This window comes from Thermus brockianus (assembly GCF_001880325.1).
Lineage (GTDB): Bacteria > Deinococcota > Deinococci > Deinococcales > Thermaceae > Thermus > Thermus brockianus.
Genome location: NZ_CP016312.1, coordinates 1,086,344 through 1,100,661 on the forward strand (window position 1 = coordinate 1,086,344; position 14,318 = coordinate 1,100,661).

Annotated in this window: 15 protein-coding genes, 2 tRNA genes and 3 pseudogenes; 4 read left to right on the top strand and 16 right to left on the bottom strand. The window is 68.1% G+C overall.

The window, feature by feature from the left end:
• Positions 1–8: 8 nt before the first annotated feature.
• Complete coding sequence (locus A0O31_RS05665; RefSeq protein WP_071677033.1) at positions 9–329, top strand: DUF3208 family protein; 321 nt, start codon at positions 9–11, stop codon at positions 327–329.
• Here A0O31_RS05665 and A0O31_RS05670 read toward each other — a convergent pair.
• From A0O31_RS05670 to A0O31_RS05710, 9 genes and pseudogenes are all read right to left on the bottom strand, one after another.
• Positions 326–1,020, bottom strand: a pseudogene (locus tag A0O31_RS05670) (glucodextranase DOMON-like domain-containing protein). The gene A0O31_RS05665 and the pseudogene A0O31_RS05670 overlap by 4 nt on opposite strands.
• A gap of 8 nt (positions 1,021–1,028) precedes the next feature.
• Positions 1,029–2,243 (bottom strand): gluconeogenesis factor YvcK family protein, encoded by a 1,215-nt coding sequence (locus tag A0O31_RS05675; protein ID WP_071677034.1) that lies wholly within the window; start codon positions 2,241–2,243, stop codon positions 1,029–1,031.
• A complete protein-coding gene (gene rapZ, locus A0O31_RS05680) occupies positions 2,224–3,045 on the bottom strand; it encodes an RNase adapter RapZ (RefSeq protein WP_071677035.1) in 822 nt (273 codons plus the stop codon). The genes A0O31_RS05675 and rapZ overlap by 20 nt, the downstream gene beginning before the upstream one ends.
• Before the next feature lie 8 nt (positions 3,046–3,053).
• Positions 3,054–3,809 (bottom strand): CPBP family intramembrane glutamic endopeptidase, encoded by a 756-nt coding sequence (locus tag A0O31_RS05685; protein WP_071677036.1) that lies wholly within the window; start codon positions 3,807–3,809, stop codon positions 3,054–3,056.
• Complete coding sequence (locus A0O31_RS05690) at positions 3,806–4,315, bottom strand: hypothetical protein (RefSeq protein WP_071677037.1); 510 nt, start codon at positions 4,313–4,315, stop codon at positions 3,806–3,808. Before A0O31_RS05690 ends, A0O31_RS05685 begins: the two co-directional genes overlap by 4 nt.
• Positions 4,281–4,466: a type II toxin-antitoxin system antitoxin gene (locus A0O31_RS05695; protein ID WP_071677038.1), complete on the bottom strand. Its 186-nt coding sequence runs from the start codon at positions 4,464–4,466 to the stop codon at positions 4,281–4,283. Before A0O31_RS05695 ends, A0O31_RS05690 begins: the two co-directional genes overlap by 35 nt.
• 9 nt (positions 4,467–4,475) lie before the next feature.
• Complete coding sequence (locus tag A0O31_RS05700) at positions 4,476–5,339, bottom strand: SPFH domain-containing protein (RefSeq protein ID WP_071677039.1); 864 nt, start codon at positions 5,337–5,339, stop codon at positions 4,476–4,478.
• 12 nt (positions 5,340–5,351) lie between these two features.
• Complete coding sequence (locus A0O31_RS05705) at positions 5,352–6,530, bottom strand: ABC transporter permease (protein ID WP_071677040.1); 1,179 nt, start codon at positions 6,528–6,530, stop codon at positions 5,352–5,354.
• Positions 6,527–7,246 (bottom strand): ABC transporter ATP-binding protein, encoded by a 720-nt coding sequence (locus A0O31_RS05710; RefSeq protein WP_071677041.1) that lies wholly within the window; start codon positions 7,244–7,246, stop codon positions 6,527–6,529. The genes A0O31_RS05705 and A0O31_RS05710 overlap by 4 nt, the downstream gene beginning before the upstream one ends.
• A 54-nt stretch (positions 7,247–7,300) precedes the next feature.
• Here A0O31_RS05710 and A0O31_RS05715 point away from each other — a divergent pair.
• A pseudogene (locus tag A0O31_RS05715) lies at positions 7,301–7,584 on the top strand (hypothetical protein).
• Here A0O31_RS05715 and A0O31_RS05720 read toward each other — a convergent pair.
• On the bottom strand, positions 7,581–8,144 hold the full coding sequence (locus A0O31_RS05720; RefSeq protein WP_071677042.1) for a cob(I)yrinic acid a,c-diamide adenosyltransferase: 564 nt from the start codon (positions 8,142–8,144) through the stop codon (positions 7,581–7,583). The pseudogene A0O31_RS05715 and the gene A0O31_RS05720 overlap by 4 nt on opposite strands.
• 91 nt (positions 8,145–8,235) lie before the next feature.
• Between A0O31_RS05720 and A0O31_RS05725 the strand changes: the two genes are divergently transcribed.
• Positions 8,236–8,310, top strand: a tRNA-Glu gene (locus tag A0O31_RS05725).
• Between the two features lies 1 nt (position 8,311).
• A tRNA-Val gene (locus tag A0O31_RS05730) sits at positions 8,312–8,388 on the top strand.
• A 25-nt stretch (positions 8,389–8,413) separates the two neighbouring features.
• On the opposite strand, the gene A0O31_RS05735 is transcribed toward A0O31_RS05730, so the two are convergent.
• The 6 genes and pseudogenes from A0O31_RS05735 to pstC form a co-directional block, all read right to left on the bottom strand.
• Positions 8,414–9,166: a DciA family protein gene (locus A0O31_RS05735; RefSeq protein WP_071677043.1), complete on the bottom strand. Its 753-nt coding sequence runs from the start codon at positions 9,164–9,166 to the stop codon at positions 8,414–8,416.
• A pseudogene (gene recF, locus A0O31_RS05740) lies at positions 9,151–10,181 on the bottom strand (DNA replication/repair protein RecF). Before recF ends, A0O31_RS05735 begins: the two are co-directional and overlap by 16 nt.
• Positions 10,181–11,353: an MFS transporter gene (locus tag A0O31_RS05745; protein ID WP_071677044.1), complete on the bottom strand. Its 1,173-nt coding sequence runs from the start codon at positions 11,351–11,353 to the stop codon at positions 10,181–10,183. Before A0O31_RS05745 ends, recF begins: the two are co-directional and overlap by 1 nt.
• 10 nt (positions 11,354–11,363) lie before the next feature.
• Entirely contained in the window at positions 11,364–12,179 is an 816-nt protein-coding gene (pstB, locus tag A0O31_RS05750) for a phosphate ABC transporter ATP-binding protein PstB (protein ID WP_071677045.1), read from the bottom strand.
• Positions 12,173–13,387 (bottom strand): phosphate ABC transporter permease PstA, encoded by a 1,215-nt coding sequence (gene pstA / locus A0O31_RS05755; RefSeq protein ID WP_018110995.1) that lies wholly within the window; start codon positions 13,385–13,387, stop codon positions 12,173–12,175. Before pstA ends, pstB begins: the two co-directional genes overlap by 7 nt.
• Positions 13,380–14,282 (bottom strand): phosphate ABC transporter permease subunit PstC, encoded by a 903-nt coding sequence (gene pstC, locus A0O31_RS05760; protein WP_018110994.1) that lies wholly within the window; start codon positions 14,280–14,282, stop codon positions 13,380–13,382. Before pstC ends, pstA begins: the two co-directional genes overlap by 8 nt.
• Positions 14,283–14,318: the final 36 nt, after the last annotated feature.

Consider the following 14,318-nt stretch of genomic DNA (forward strand, 5'->3'; position numbering starts at 1 on the left):
ATTAGCCCGTGCAGGCCGTGCGGCTTTTCCAAGGGTACCTCTGGCACCCCAAGGAGGCCCCCCTAGACCCCAGGGCCCTCCTCCCGGGGGAGGTCCTGGGGGCGAGGCTCCTCCTGGACGAGGTCCCGCCCCCCACCCCCTTCTTTGAGGATGGCACCCCCACCCACACCCAGCGCTTCTACCAGCTCACCCTTCTCCTCCTCACGGACGAGCCCCCCGAGGCCCTGAAGCCCTTGGCGGAGGAGGCGGCCCGGGCCCTGGCGGCCCACCTGGAGGCCCTGCCCCCCGGGGTGGGGTGGCTTCTTCTGGAGGACCTCCGCCCCCTTTAGCGCCGCCTGAGGAGAAAGGCGAGGAGGAGGGAAACCCCCCCAAGGCCGAAGGCGAGGAGGCTTTCCCGCTTTAGGGCGAAGCCCTTGGGCCGGAGGGGCTTGAGGACCCCCGTCTGGTAGGCCGCCACCTGCTCCAAGGGCCTTTCCGCCAGGAGGTCCACCACCGGGGGGCTTCCCGGGGGGCCGCCAGGGTCCAGGCCCCCCCTTCCGGGCTGGAGGGCCTTAGGTACCAGGGCGCAAAGGGGTCAAAAAGCCCCACTGCCCCGTAGACCCCGTACCGCCCCGGGGGAAGCCCCGTGGCCAGGGCCACCCAATCCCCCTCCCGCCAGGCCCGCACCCCTTCCCGCTCGCCTTTGGGCGTGCGCCTTTCCGCTCCAAAGCCCGTGAGGAGGTAGGCCACCTCCCACCCTGCCCCTTGGGGCGTGTGGAGGCCCGGAAGGAGGGTCTCCTCCCCCCCTTCCCCCGTGTCCAGCCAGAGGACCACCGTGGCCAGGCTGAAGCCGAGGGGGCCCTCGAGGGGGTTGGGGTAGCGGGCGAGGCGCACCTTAAGGACCAGTTCCCCCCTATCCTCCCCCGCCACCGCCAGGAGGTCCGCATACCCTTCCCCCGCCTCCCGGAAAAGCGCCGCCCGGGGGTAGAGGTAGGCGAGGCCTTGGTCGTCGCCCAGGGGGTCCTGGTAGAGGAAAAGCACGCCCACCTTTATACCAGGCTTAGAAGGGCCTGCACCACCTTCTTGGGGTCGTGTTGGGCCAAGGGGCCCTCTTCCCGGAAGTCCCCCGTGAGGACCCGCACCCCATCGGCGGCGAAGGGCCTCGGGTCAAAGGGCACGGGGTAGCGGCCCTCCGCGGCGTAGCGCCTTAGGACCTCCTCCGGGATGGGGGCGGTGTGGACCAGGACCACCTCGGGCCTCCGCCCCAGGTGGTAGGCCACCGCCTTGTAGTGCTCGTAGGCGGTGTAGCCGTCCGTCTCCCCGGGTTCGGTCATGAGGTTTACCACGTAGACGAGGGGAGCCTTGGCCTCCAGGAGCGCCTTCTTGAGGGGCTTGGGCAGGAAGCTCGGGATGACGCTCGTGTAGAGGCTCCCTGGCCCCAGGACCAGAAGCTCTGCCCGGGCGATGGCCTCCAGGGCCTCCGGCATCACCTCCTCCGGCTCGGGTTCCAGGAAGACCTCCCGGATCCGCCCCCGCCTTTCCCGGATGGCTACCTCCCCCACCACCTCCGCCCCGTCCTGGAAGCGCGCCCTAAGGCGCACCGCCTCGGGGGTGGCGGGGAGGGCCTGGCCCCTAAGGTTCAGGATGGCGTTGGCCTTCCGCACCGCCTCGGCGAAGTCCCCCGCCACCTCAAAGAGGGTTACCAGGAAGAGGTTGCCGAAGGTGTGCCCCCCAAGCTCCCCCCGGTCAAAGCGGTAGCCGAGGAGCTCGGGAAGGGCAGGGTGGTCGGAAAGGGCGGCGAGGCAGTCCACCAGGTCCCCCACCGCCGGCAGGCCATAGGAGAGGCGGAGCCGCCCCGTGGAGCCCCCGTCATCCGTCACCGCCACGAGGGCAGTGGTGCGGGCGGTGTGCTCCTTGAGGCCCCGGAGGATGCGGGATAGCCCCGTCCCTCCCCCGAAGGCCACCACCTTGGGGCCCTGTTCCAGCCTTCGGCGCACGTAGACCCTTTCCGGCACCTCCTCGGGCTCGGTGAAGGCGGAGAGCATGCTCCGGTTCATGGTCCAGATCCCCAGGACCCCGAGGAAGAGCCCCCCAAGGAGGAGGCCCCAGGGCCAGGGGCCCTGTAGGCCCAAGGAGGGTAGGAGTTCGGCGAGCCCAAGCCCGAAGAGGAGGACCCCGAGGAGGGCGAGGAGGGCGAAGCGCTTCACCCGCATCCCCGGGTAAAGCCAGCGCAGGGAGGGGGGGCTAAGCCTCCTTCGCCACATCCCGGTGGGTCACCTCCACGCGAAAGCGGCCCGAAAGCTCCTCCGCTAGCCTCTCCGCCACCGCCACGCTCCGGTGCCGCCCCCCGGTGCACCCCACGGCCACGGTGTAAAAGGCCCGCCCCTCCGCCTTCGCCCCTTCCGCCGCTAGGCCCGCCACGGTGAGGAGGGCGCGGTAATAGGCCTCCAGGTCCTCCCGGAAGACGTAGGCCTTCACCTCGGGGTCCAGGCCGCTTTTGGGCTTGAGGGCGGGGTCGTAGTGGGGGTTGGGGAAGGGGCGGACGTCCAGGACCAGGTCCGCCTCCGGGGGTGGCCCCCACTTGAAGCCGAAGGAGAGGAGGCGCAGGGTGAAGCCCGCCTCCTCCCCCAAAAAGCGCACCAGGGCCTCCTTAAGCGCCCGCGGGGAGAGCTCGGAGGTGTCCAGGACCAGGTGGGCCTGGGCCCTGAGGTTCCCCAGGGCCTTCCGTTCCTCCTCTATCTCCCGCATGAGGTTCCCCGCCCCCAAGGGGTGGAGGCGGCGGGTGAGGTTGTAGCGCCTTAGGAGCACCTCGGGGCGGGCCTCGAGGAAGACCACCACCGGCCTAAGCGCCGCCAAGGCCTCCTCCAGCTCGGCGAAGAAGGGGAGGGCCCGGGCGTCCAGCACCACCCCGGCCCGTTCTATCCCCCTAGCGGCGAGCTCCTCCAAAAGGGGTTTCCAGAGGCTTGGGGGAAGGTTGTCCACCATGAAGTAGCCGAGGTCCTCCAAAAACCCCTTGGCCGTGGTCTTCCCCGCCCCAGAAAGCCCCGTGAGCACCAGGAAGCGCATCCCCCTGACTATACCCGCCTCCGGAGCCAGAGGTTGAAGAGGGCCATGAGAAAGAACCCCGGAAGCCCCACCACCCCCACCAGGAGGTCGTGGGTGCGCTCCAGGAGGAGGAAGGGAAGCCCCGCCACGGCGTTCAGGGTGCCGTGGAGGAGGGCCGCCGCCCAGATACCCCCCTTTTCCCGTACCCCGAGGAGGGCGGGGGTGAGGAGGAGGGCGAAGAGGATCATGGCGGGCACGCCCAGGAGGGGCTCGTGGGGGTAGTTGTGCCCGGCGAGGACGAGGGGAGCGTGCCAAAGCCCCCAGTAGAACCCGATTTCCAGCGTGGCCGGCCAAAACCCCCGCTCCCGGAGCCTTTCCCAAAGGTAGCCCCGCCAAAAGAGCTCCTCCCCCAAGGCTGCGAGGAGGTTCACCGTGGCCCCCGCCAGGAGGGCGGAAGCGAGCACCCAACCCAGGGAAAGCCCCGGGGGCAACGCCTCGGCAAGCTCCCGCCAAGGGGCGAAGGGGAGGCTTAAGGGGATGGAAAGGAGGGCCAAGGCCAGGGGGTAAAGCCAGGCGAAAAGCCAAAAGCGGTTGGGCCGGAAGGTTAGGGGAAGCTTCAGGCCCTCCTTTTGGGCGAAGCGAAGGGCTAAAAGCCCCGGGACCCACATGTAGAGGACCCCGAAAAGGGCGCTTTCCCAAGAGGAGCTCCCCCACCTGCCCCCAAGGAGGTGGTAGGCGAGGAAAAGCCCCCAGGAAAGCCCCAGGTTCCAGTAAAGGGCCTTCATGCCCTCTCCTTCCAGAAGAGGAGGGGCCTGGGGTCTAGGGGGTTCAGGAGCAGGGCGGTGCCATCCTTCATGAGGAGCAAAACCCCCTCTCCCCGCCTCGCCCCCACCAGGGCCTCCGCGGGGCGGCCCAGGAGCCGAAGCCGCCTGCGGTGGTAGCCGGGCATGGCCACCTCCCCCTTCCAGGTCCACCAGGGAAGGGCGTAGCGCCAGGGGCGCACCGCCTCCACCTCCCCCACGTGGACCACCCGCCGGCCAAAGGGGAGGTGCACGGCAAGCGTGGGGCCTTCTAGCTCGTAGTAAAAGCGTTCCGGAAGGCGGGAAACCGCGTAGAGGAGGGCCGCCGTTAGGGGCAACTCCAAGAGGAGGAGCGCCGCAAAGAGGGGAAGGCCTTCCGGGTCTTCTTGGGCGAAGAGGAAAAGGGCCAAGGCGTGGAGGAGGAGGGCCAGGGCCAAAAGCCCAAGGAAAAACCGCCTAGGGTTCCCTTCCCTCCTGGGCTCCAGCCTCATCCTTCCACCTCCCCGCCTTTTTGGCCGCCTCCTTCAAGAGGTACTCTATCTGGGCGTTCACGCTCCTTAGCTCATCCTGGGCCCATTTCTCCAGAACCCGGTAAAGCCTCGGGTCCAGGCGTAGCAGAAAGCGCTTCTTCGCCTCCTTCACCCCGCTCCTTTAGGCGTACAAGGTGCCCACGTTCACCACGGGCTGGGCCTGGGCCTCGGCCACCAAGGCCACCATGAGGTTGTTCACCATGGCCGCCCGCCTTTCCTCGTCCAGGGCGAGGCCTTGGGCCTCGAGGCCCGCCAGGGCCTCCTTAACCATCTCCACCGCCGCTTCCACGATGAGTCTCCGCGCCGCAATCACCGCCAGGGCCTGCTGCCGCCTCAGCATGGCCTGGGCCACCTCGGGGGCGTAGGCCAGGTGGGTGAGCCGGGCCTCCAGGACCTCTACCCCCGCCACCCTTAAGCGCTCCTCCACCTCGGCCTTTAGCTCCTCGGCCACCTCCTCGGGGTTTCCCCGCAGGGAGCGGCCCTCGGCGTCGTAGGGGTAGCGGCTTGCCAGGGCGCGGATGGCCGCCTCGGCTTGGATGGCCACAAAGGCTTCGTAGTTCTCCACCTGGAAGAGGGCCTTGGCCGTGTCCACCACCCGCCAGACCACCACGGCGGCGATCTCAATGGGGTTTCCCTGGGCGTCGTTCACCTTGAGCCGCTCCGAGGTGAAGTTGCGGACCCGCAGGGAAACCCGTTGCCGCTTGGCCAAGGGGTTGGCGAAGTGGAAGCCCTCTTCCCGCACGCTCCCCACGTAGCGGCCGAAGAAGACCAACACCACCCCTTCGTTGGGCTGGAGGGTGAAGAGGCCGGCCAAGAGGAGGCCGCTCGCAAGAAGGGCGGGGAGGAGGTGCCAGAGGTAGGCGGGCGCCCTTTCGCTTACCAGGCCGTACCCCGCCCACCCTAGCCAAAGGAGGGCCAAAAGGAGGAGGAAAAGGCCCAAGAAGCCGCTAACCCGCCACGCCGGAAACTCCTTAACCTCGCGCATACCCGCTCCTTTCTAGTTCCTGAACACCACCTCTTCCCGGGCGAAAACCCGTACGGAAAAGCCCAGGGCCAAGGCGGCGTAGACCAGGGTGGAGGTCCAGGTGAGGGCAGCCTGCCCCAAGGTGGCCGTTCCCTTGAGGAGGGCGTCCATGAGGAGGGCCACGTTGAAAAGGGGAAGGAGGTGGTGCCAGGTTTCCAGCTCCAAGAAGCCCCTAAACTGCAGGAAGAGCAAGGGTAAGAGGGCGACCAGCTGCAGGGGGGCCAGGTAGCTTTGCGCCTCCTTGTAGCTCCGGGCGTAGAGCCCTAGGCCCACCATCACCGCCCCCATGAAGAGGGCGAGGAGGAGAGCGGAAAGGAAGAGGGCCAAAAAGCTGGCCCCGTCCAGGACCACCCGCCCTCCCAGCGCCACCGCCTGGCCCGTTTCCGTGAGAAGGCCCCCGCCATAGCGGGCGGCCAGGGCCCCGCCCAAGGCCAGGCCTAAAAGCCCCGCCGTCCCGGAAAGCAGGGCCATGACCACCGTGGCCAGGGTTTTGCCCAAGGCCACCTGCCAAAGGGGTGCAGGGGCCATGAGGAGGGCCTCGAGGGTACCCTTCTCCTTCTCCCCGGCGGTGGCGTCCACCGCCACCACCTGCCCGCCGGAGAGGACGAAGACCACCAGAAAAAAGGGGAGGAGGAAGCCCAGAAGCCCCCCGGCCTTTTCCCGCTCGGGGGAGGCGTCCAAAAGCTCCACCCGAAAAGGCTGGAGGACCTCTAGGGGCACGCCTCGCCCTGCCAAGGCCTCGGCCACCTTGGCCTCCTTGAGGGCCGCTAGGGCGCCTTGCACCTTACCCGCCACCACCTGCCCCTCCGTGAGCCCCCCGGAGAGGCGGGCATAGACCCGATAGACGCCCTCCCGGTAAAGGACCCCGGCGGGGTACTTCCCCTCCCGCACCGCCCGTTCCGGGTCCGCCACGGCCACCGGGGCCAGGTTGGCCTGGCGGAGGGCGGAAAGCGCCTCTTCCGGAAGCCCGGCCACTGCCACCTCCTGCCGTTTTTCCGCCGCCCCTTGCATGAGGCGGTTTAGGACCAGGCTCGGCCCGAACATGAAGACGGGCATGAGGAGCACGGGCAGGACCAAGGTGGAAAAGACGAGCTTCCGGTCCCGAAAGACCTGGACGAGTTCCTTCCAGAGGATGCGGTAAATCCCCTTCATGCCGCCCCCTTCACCATCCGGATAAAGGCCCGCTCCAGGCTCCCCTCGCCCAGGGCCAGGGCCTCGGCCTTGGTGCCCTCGTAGACCAGGCGGCCCTGGTGCAAAAAGCCCACCCGGTCCGCCACCTCCTCCGCCTCGGCCATCACGTGGGTGGAGTAGACCAGGGTGTTCCCCAGGTCCCGGTAGGCCTTGACAAAGTCCAAAAGGGCCCGCCGGGCGAAGACGTCTAGCCCCGCCGTGGCCTCGTCCAGGAGGAGGACCGGGGGGCGGTGCAGGATGGCCCGGGCGATGACCACCTTCTGCTGCATGCCCGTGGACATCTCCATCACCTTTTTGTCCAGGGCCTCCTCCATCCCCAAAAGCCCCGCCACCCAGTCCAGGGCCTTGCGGAAGGCGTGGCCCTCGAGGCCGTAAAAACCGGCGAAAAAGGCCAGAACCTCCCGCCCGGTGAGGCGCTCGTAGACGCGCATGCCCCCGTTGACGAGCCCAAGCCTTTGCCTCACGGCGAGGGACTCCCGCCCCACGTCAAACCCCGCCACCCGGGCCGTGCCCGCCGTGGGCTTCACCAAGGTGGCCAGCATCCGCAAGGTGGTGGTCTTGCCCGCCCCATTGGGGCCCAACAGGGCGTAGACCTCCCCTGGGTTCACGTGGAAGGAAAGCTCCCGCACGGCCAGGTGGGAGCGGTAGGCCTTGGTGAGGCCTTTGACCTCAATCATACATTATTATGATATCATCCCTGCCCCTCGGGTCAAGCCCCATAATGGGAAAGGATGAAGGTCATGACCTTCTGGGTGAAGCCCTTGAGCTCCATAGAGGCCCTGCCCGAGGCCAAGGACCTGGTCCAGGACCTCTTGGAGCTTTTCTACGAGTACTTCCCCGAGTACGAGGGTTGCTTGGGCTTCTCCCAGTCCCCCAGGCGCCCCCGCTACCTCTTCCTCTACATGGAGGGCCCTTGCGGGGGCTTCTGCCCTCCGCCGCCGCCTTCCTAAAGGAGCTTCTCCAGACCGCTTTTCCCGGGGCCGAGGTACGGGTCTACGGCAAGCCTTGGCCCTAGCGCCGCTTCTTGACGAGCCAGGCCTCTTCCCGCACCCCCGTGCGGGCGTTCACCACCCGGGCCAGGACGAAGAGCAGGTCGGAAAGCCGGTTCAGGTAGCGGATGGCCTCGGGGTTCACGGGTTCTTCCCGGCTTAGGGCCACCACCTTGCGCTCTGCCCGGCGCACCACGGTGCGGGCCAGGTGCAGGGCCGCCGCCGCCGGGTGCCCCCCGGGCAGGATGAAGCCCGTGAAGGGAGGGCTTTCTTCCATGTAGCGGTCAATGGCCCTTTCCAAGGCCTCCACGTCCTCGGCGTCCATGCGGGCGATGTTTTTCTCGTAGGGGCTTCCCATGCGGGTGGCCAGGTCCGCCCCTAGGTCAAAGAGGGCGTTCTGCACTCGTTCCAGAAGGTCCTGCAAGTCCAGGTGCTCCTTCGGGAGAAGGCTCCGGGCCAGGCCGATGGCGGAGTTGGCCTCGTCCACGGTGCCATAGGCCTCCACGCGGGGGTGGGCCTTCACCACCCGCTCGGCCCCATAGAGGCCGGTTTCCCCCGCATCGCCGGTTTTGGTGTAGATCTTCATGGCCCCATTGTAGAGGGGGCTTGAAGGGTGGGTGGGTAGGTCCTAGACTGGGTAAGCGGGCCTGGAAGGCTCTTCCAGGCTTGGCGTTTAGGGCCCCATCGTCTAGCGGTCAGGACGCGGCCCTCTCAAGGCCGAAACGGGGGTTCGATTCCCCCTGGGGTCACCATGGGCGGCTAGCTCAGCTGGTCAGAGCGCTCGCCTTACAAGCGAGAGGCCAGAGGTTCAAATCCTCTGCCGCCCACCACCTAGCCCCGGCCTGGGCCGGGGCTTCACGTTTCCTTGGAAAGGAGGCTTCGCACCCCTTCGGGTAGGGCCTCGAGGGGAAAAAGGCCCTGGTAGCGGCGGGCGAGGTCCCGCAGGAGGGGTATCAGGCTCCGTTCCCGCAAGGCCTCGGGGTAGAGCTCCCGCATCTCGGCGAGAAGCCGCTCCCGGGCCAGGTGCTTTGCCGCAAGGAGCGCCTCCCCCTCCAGGCGGGCGGCTTGCCCCCGGCTTAGCCTTTCCGCCTCCTTGCGCACGGCAGGGCTTTCCAAAAGGCGGCGGCAGGTGGGGCAAGGGTGTTGTTCGCTTGGCGCCTCGCAGATGGGGCAAGGGGTTCCCCTTTGGCGGGCGAAGAGGGCGAGGGCGGCCCGGGCCACCTTTTCCCGAAGCTCGGGCGGGGCTTCTTGGGCCACCTTGAGCGCCCGGCGCGCCGCCTCGGGGTTTTCCGGGGGCTTGGGGGGAGGTGGGGGCGGGGTTTCCAAGGGGCCCACCAGGAAGCGGATCTCCCGGACCATTCCAGGAAAGCGCTCCTCGTAGCGGCGGAGGAGGGCGAGGCGGCTATAGGTGAGCTGGTGGGCGGTGAGGGGGTCCGCCACCCGCACCCAAAGGGTATTCCCCTCGAGGCCCACCGCCTCGGTGAGCTGGGCGAGTTCTTTCCCCACCACCTCCTTCCAGGCGGCAAGCACCAGCCCCCGCTTGAGCTTCTCCTTGCCCCCCGCCTTCTTCAAGGCCTCGGGCACAAGGTCTTTTAGCCGCCAGGGCATAGCACCACCCCCCCTTCCATGGTGCACACGGGGACGCCTTCCGGGGCCCATAGTCCCGCCAAAACCGCCTGGGGAAGCCTTTGGGCATAGGCCAGGACCGCCTGCCTCCTCGCCACGTCCAGCTCCTCGCTCCACTCGTCCACCAGGAGGAGGGGTGCCTCCCCGTGGTGTTCCCAAAGGAGGCGGTGCTCCGCCAGGCGCAGGGCCAAGGCCAGGGCCTTGGCCTCCCCGCGGCTGGCAAAGCGGTGGGCGGGGCGGCCCTCCAGGAGGACCACCAGGTCGTCCCGGTGGGGGCCTACAAGGGTCTGCCCCCGTTCCCTCTCCTCCCCGCGCCGCTCGGCCAAGGCCTCCAAGAAGCTACCCTGCACCGTCTCCTCCAGGATAAGCCCCGCCTCCCCGGGGGCCAAGCTCCGGTGCACCTCCCGGAAGATGGGCAAAAAGCGCCCGAGAAAGCGGCGGCGGAGGGCCATGATCTCCTCCCCGTAGCGGGCGAGCTCAAGGTCCCAGGCCTCGAGGCCCTCCCCTCCCGTTTTCAAAAGGGCGTTCCGTTGCCGCAAGGCCTTCTCGTAGGCGGAGAGGAGGGCGGCGTAACGGCGGGAAAAGCGGCCGATGAGCCGGTCCAGGAAGCCCCGCCGCTCCTCCTTGGCCCCCAAGACCACCTCCACATCCTCCGGGGAGACCAGGACCGAACCGGGAAGCTCCCAAAGCGCCTTTAGGCTCACGGCCTTCTCGTTCAGGAAAACCGCCCTCCCCTCTGGGCCGAGGCGCTGCTCCACCCGGAAGACCCCGAGCTCGGTTTCCACCTCGGCGAAGAGCCAGGCCTCCTTCTCCCCAAAGCGCACCAGGTCGCCCAAGGTGGCCCGCACCTCCCCCCGAGGGCCAGGTGGATGGCCCAGAGAAGCCCCGTCTTTCCTTGGGCATTCCCCCCCACCAGGGCGAAAAGCCCCTGGGGGGGGTGGAGGGCGGTGAAGACCAGGTTACGGAAGTTCTTTTGCCGGAAAAGGAGAAGCCGCATCAGAGCCGCACCCGCCGAAAGAGGGCGGGGAGGAAAAGGAGGGAAAGCCCCAAAAGGCCCGCCCCAAGCAGGTAAGGGGCCTCGGGCATGAGGCGGTAAAGCCCCGTGCCCAAAAGGGGCCCCAGCATCCGCCCCAGGGCCTGGGCGGCGCTATTTAACCCCGCCACGAGCCCCTGCTCCCCCTCCCCCACCGCCAGGGAAAGGGCCGCCGTGACCCCCGGGCCCGCCAGGGCCGCCCCCGCCCCCTGCAGGGCGAGGCCTAGGGCGAGGAGGGGAAAGGTGTGGGCCACCACCAACAGGGAAAACCCCAAAATCCCCACGGGAAGCCCCAGAAGGAGGAGGGTTTTGGGGGGCCAGGAAAGCTTCCGCACCAAAAAGCCCTGGATAAGGACCGCCACGAGCCCATAGAGCACCAGGGCCATCCCCACCCGGCGGGCGGTTTCCACCCCGCTTAGGCCCAGGCGGTCTTGGAAGTAGAAGGCGATGGTCTGCTCTAGGGCCACCCCCGAGAGGTTCAAGGCCAGGCCCAGGAGGAGGAGGGGGAATACCCGGGGGTCAAAGGGGGAGAGGCTTCCCCCTGCCCTGGCCCCGTGGGGCCGGGACTCGGGGAGGGTAAGGGCCACAAAGAGGGCGTTGAGGAGGGCGATGGCGCTGGCGAAGAAAACCGGGGCCAAAAGCCCCAAAAGGGCCGCAAGCCCCGCTCCCAAAGCCGGCCCCAGGATCACCGCCAGGCCAAAGGCCGCCCCCAAAAGGGCCATGCCGGCGGTGCGGTTTTCCCTGCCCGTGACGTCCGCCACGTAGGCCTGGGCCGTGGGCAGGGTGGCGGAGCTAAAGGCCCCGCCCAGGAGCCGGGCGAGGAGGAGGAGGGGGAAAAGGAGGCTTGGGGAAAGGAGGCCCTCCTGCCCCAAGAGGGCGAAGAGGCCAAAGAGGAGGAAGCTAAGGGCAAAGCCCAGGATGCCCAAAAGGAGCACGGGCTTCCTGCCCCTTTCGCTCCTTTTGCCCCAGTAGGGGGCGAGGAGGAACTGCATGAGGGCATACCCCGTGGAGAAGAGGCCCACCTGGACCTCGCTCAGGCCCAGCTCCCTGCCCAAAGGCCCCAGGATGGGGAAGAGGAGGGAAAGCCCTAGGACGCTGTTGAAGAGGGTGAGGAAGAGGAGGCCAAGGGCGGACATGCCCTAGAGTTTAGCCGAAGCGGCCCGTGATGTAGGCCTCGGTGTAGGGGTGCTTGGGCTTGGTGAAGAGGAGGTCGGTGGGGCCTTCCTCCACAAGGACCCCCAGGTGCATGAAGAGGGTGCGGTCGGAAACCCGCGCCGCCTGTTGCATGTTGTGGGTGACGATGACCACGGTGTAGCGCTCCTTCAGCTCCAGGATGAGGTCCTCAATGGCCTGGGTGGCGATGGGGTCTAGGGCGCTGGTGGGCTCGTCCATGAGGAGGAGGGGGGGTTCCACGGCGATGGCCCGGGCGATGCAAAGCCGCTGTTGCTGCCCGCCGGAGAGCCTGAGGCCGCTTTCCTTCTTGAAGCGGTCCTGCACCTCGTTCCACAGGGCGGCCCGCTTCAGGGCCTCCACCACCCGGTCCTCCAGCTCGCTGCCCTTGACCCCCATGAGCCGCAGGCCGAAGGCCACGTTCTCAAAGATGGTCTTGGGGAAGGGGTTGGGCTTCTGGAAGACCATGCCGATGTGCCGCCGCACGGCCACCGGGTCCACCCGGGGGTCGTAGATGTTCACCCCCTCGTAGAGGACCTCCCCCTCCACCCGTACCCCGGGTACCAGGTCGTTCATGCGGTTGAGGGAGCGCAGGAGGGTGCTTTTCCCACACCCCGAGGGGCCGATGATGGCCGTGACCTGGTTCCGGGGGAAGCGCACGGAGATGTCGTAAAGGGCCTGCTTCTTACCGTACCAGAGGCTCAGGCCCCGCACGTCCACCAGGGCCTCGGCCTCGGAGACGGGCGCGGTGCGCACCGTCTCGTGTTCCTTGAGCATTTCCAGACTCACCATTCCCTCCTAAAGCGGTTCCTCAGGTAGAGGGCCAGGAAGTAGAGGCCCGAGAGCACCAGGAGCATGACCAATATCCCTGCTGCCGCCACCCGGGCGAACTCGGGGATGTTCATGGAGACCCAGAGGTAGATCTGCACGGGGATCACCGTGTACTCCGACAGGGGCCCCGTGGGGTAGAAGGGCACGTAGGCGGCGGCCCCCACCAGGAGGAGAGGGGCGGCCTCGCCGATCAGGCGGGCGGCGGAGAGGATGACCCCGGTGACCATCCCCGGCAGGGCCGCGGGCACCACCACCCGGAAGACCACCTGCCGCCGGGTGGCCCCCAGGGCGAAGGCCGCCTGGCGCAGGGACTCGGGCACGGCCCGCAGGGACTCCCGGGCGGTTACCACGATCACCGGGATGCCAAGAAGCCCCAGGGTCAGAGCAGCGGAGAGGATGGTGGGCCCCAGGCCCATCTCCCGCACAAAGATGGCCAGGCCCAGAAGCCCGTAGACGATGGAGGGCACCCCGGCCAGGTTGCGCAGGTTGACCTCGAGGATGCGGTTTAGGGTGCCCTCCCGCAGGTACTCCTCCAGGAGGATGGCCGTGCCGATGCCCACGGGGATGGCGATGAGGAGGGCTAGGGAGAGGACCCAGATCGTACCCCAGATGGCCACCCCAATCCCCGCGGTGAGGGGGGAGCGGGAGGGGGTGCGGGTGAGGAAGCTTTGGTCCAGCCAGGGGTTGAGGACAAGCCGCTCCCCTTCCCCCAGGCCGGCCTTGAGCTCCTCCCAGCGCCTCAGGCCCTCCAGGAGGGAGAAGTCGGCCACGCGCTCGTCCCTAAGGCCGGTGACCACGTAGCGGAAGGGGCCTTCCTGGGTGTTCCACATGAGCTCCACCCGGTTCTGCAGGAAGAGGACCCGCCGTTCCGTGGGGTCTTGGAGCAGGGAGCGGGCCTCCTCCTCCGTGTACCCCCGGGCCAGAAGCTCCTGCCGCAGGACCTCCGTGGCGGCGAGGCCGAAGGGGTAGGTCCTGCCGGGGCCCTCGTCCGCCCGCACCACCTGCACGGAGACGCTTCGGTAGAGGGTGTCCCCCAGGAGGAGGACGAGGAGGCCGATGGCCAGCACCAGGGGCAGGACCAGGGCCCGGGCGAAGGTCCGGTCAATGCGGGTCTTCCAGGGGTCGGTGCCGAAGGCTTCGGGGGAAGGGGAGGATAGGGTCCTATTCATATCGCTCCCGGTAGCGTTCCACCACGTACTGGGCCAGGATGTTGAGGAAGAGGGTCAGGAGGAAGAGGGTGAAGCCCACGGCGAAGAGGGCGTAGAAGCCGGTGGAGCCGGTGGGCTGGTCCCCGGTGGCCGCCTGGACGATGTAGCTGGTCATGGTGGCGATGGTCTCCCGCGGGTCCAGGGTGAGGATGGGCCGCTGGCCGGCGGCGATGGCCACGATCATGGTCTCGCCGATGGCCCGGCTGGTGGCCAGGATGATGGCGGCGATGATGCCCGAGATGGCCGCGGGGAAGACCACCCGCAGGGCCACCTCGTAGGGCCTGGCCCCCAGGGCGTAGGCGGCTTCGCGGATGGAGCGGGGCACGGACTCCATGGCGTCGGCGGCCACGTTGGAGATGTAGGGGATGATGGCGAAGCCCATCACCAGCCCGGCGGAGAGGGGGTTGAAGATGTTCAGGTCAGGGATGACCCGTTGCAGCAGGGGGGTGACGAAGAGCAGGGCGAAGTAGCCGAAGACCACGGTGGGGATGCCCTCAAAGAGCTCCAGGGTGCCCTTGATGCGGGCCCGGGCGGCCCCGGAGGCGTACTCCGAGAGGTAGATGGCCAGGGCCAGGCCCAGGGGCACGGCCACCAGGAGGGCGATGAGGGTGACCAGGAAGGTCCCGGCGATGAGGGGGCTGATGCCGTAGCGGGGGTCGGCGAAGAGGGGGGTCCACTCGGGGGCGAAGAGGAACTCCGTGAGGGGCACCCGGCGGAAGAACTGGGCCACGTCCCCTACCAGGCTCAGGATCACCCCCAGGGTGGTGAGGAGGGTGATGGAGGAGAGGAAGACCAGGAGGGCGAAGGTGAGCACCTCCTTGGGGTTCCTCGAGGGCCTTTGCTTCAGGATCTCCATGCCTTTCCCATTCTAAGGGGGTGGGGGAAACTCCCC

Coding starts and splice junctions, on each gene's coding strand:
- A0O31_RS05735 (WP_071677043.1), bottom strand. CDS start 9,166: ATGCCCTGGCGGCTAAAAGACCTTGTGCCCGAGGCCTTGAAGAAGGCG.
- A0O31_RS05685 (WP_071677036.1), bottom strand. CDS start 3,809: ATGAAGGCCCTTTACTGGAACCTGGGGCTTTCCTGGGGGCTTTTCCTC.
- A0O31_RS05675 (WP_071677034.1), bottom strand. CDS start 2,243: ATGTGGCGAAGGAGGCTTAGCCCCCCCTCCCTGCGCTGGCTTTACCCG.
- A0O31_RS05700 (WP_071677039.1), bottom strand. CDS start 5,339: ATGCGCGAGGTTAAGGAGTTTCCGGCGTGGCGGGTTAGCGGCTTCTTG.
- pstC (WP_018110994.1), bottom strand. CDS start 14,282: ATGGAGATCCTGAAGCAAAGGCCCTCGAGGAACCCCAAGGAGGTGCTC.
- rapZ (WP_071677035.1), bottom strand. CDS start 3,045: ATGCGCTTCCTGGTGCTCACGGGGCTTTCTGGGGCGGGGAAGACCACG.
- pstA (WP_018110995.1), bottom strand. CDS start 13,387: ATGAATAGGACCCTATCCTCCCCTTCCCCCGAAGCCTTCGGCACCGAC.
- A0O31_RS05705 (WP_071677040.1), bottom strand. CDS start 6,530: ATGAAGGGGATTTACCGCATCCTCTGGAAGGAACTCGTCCAGGTCTTT.
- pstB (WP_071677045.1), bottom strand. CDS start 12,179: ATGGTGAGTCTGGAAATGCTCAAGGAACACGAGACGGTGCGCACCGCG.
- A0O31_RS05745 (WP_071677044.1), bottom strand. CDS start 11,353: ATGTCCGCCCTTGGCCTCCTCTTCCTCACCCTCTTCAACAGCGTCCTA.
- A0O31_RS05720 (WP_071677042.1), bottom strand. CDS start 8,144: ATGAAGATCTACACCAAAACCGGCGATGCGGGGGAAACCGGCCTCTAT.
- A0O31_RS05690 (WP_071677037.1), bottom strand. CDS start 4,315: ATGAGGCTGGAGCCCAGGAGGGAAGGGAACCCTAGGCGGTTTTTCCTT.
- A0O31_RS05710 (WP_071677041.1), bottom strand. CDS start 7,246: ATGATTGAGGTCAAAGGCCTCACCAAGGCCTACCGCTCCCACCTGGCC.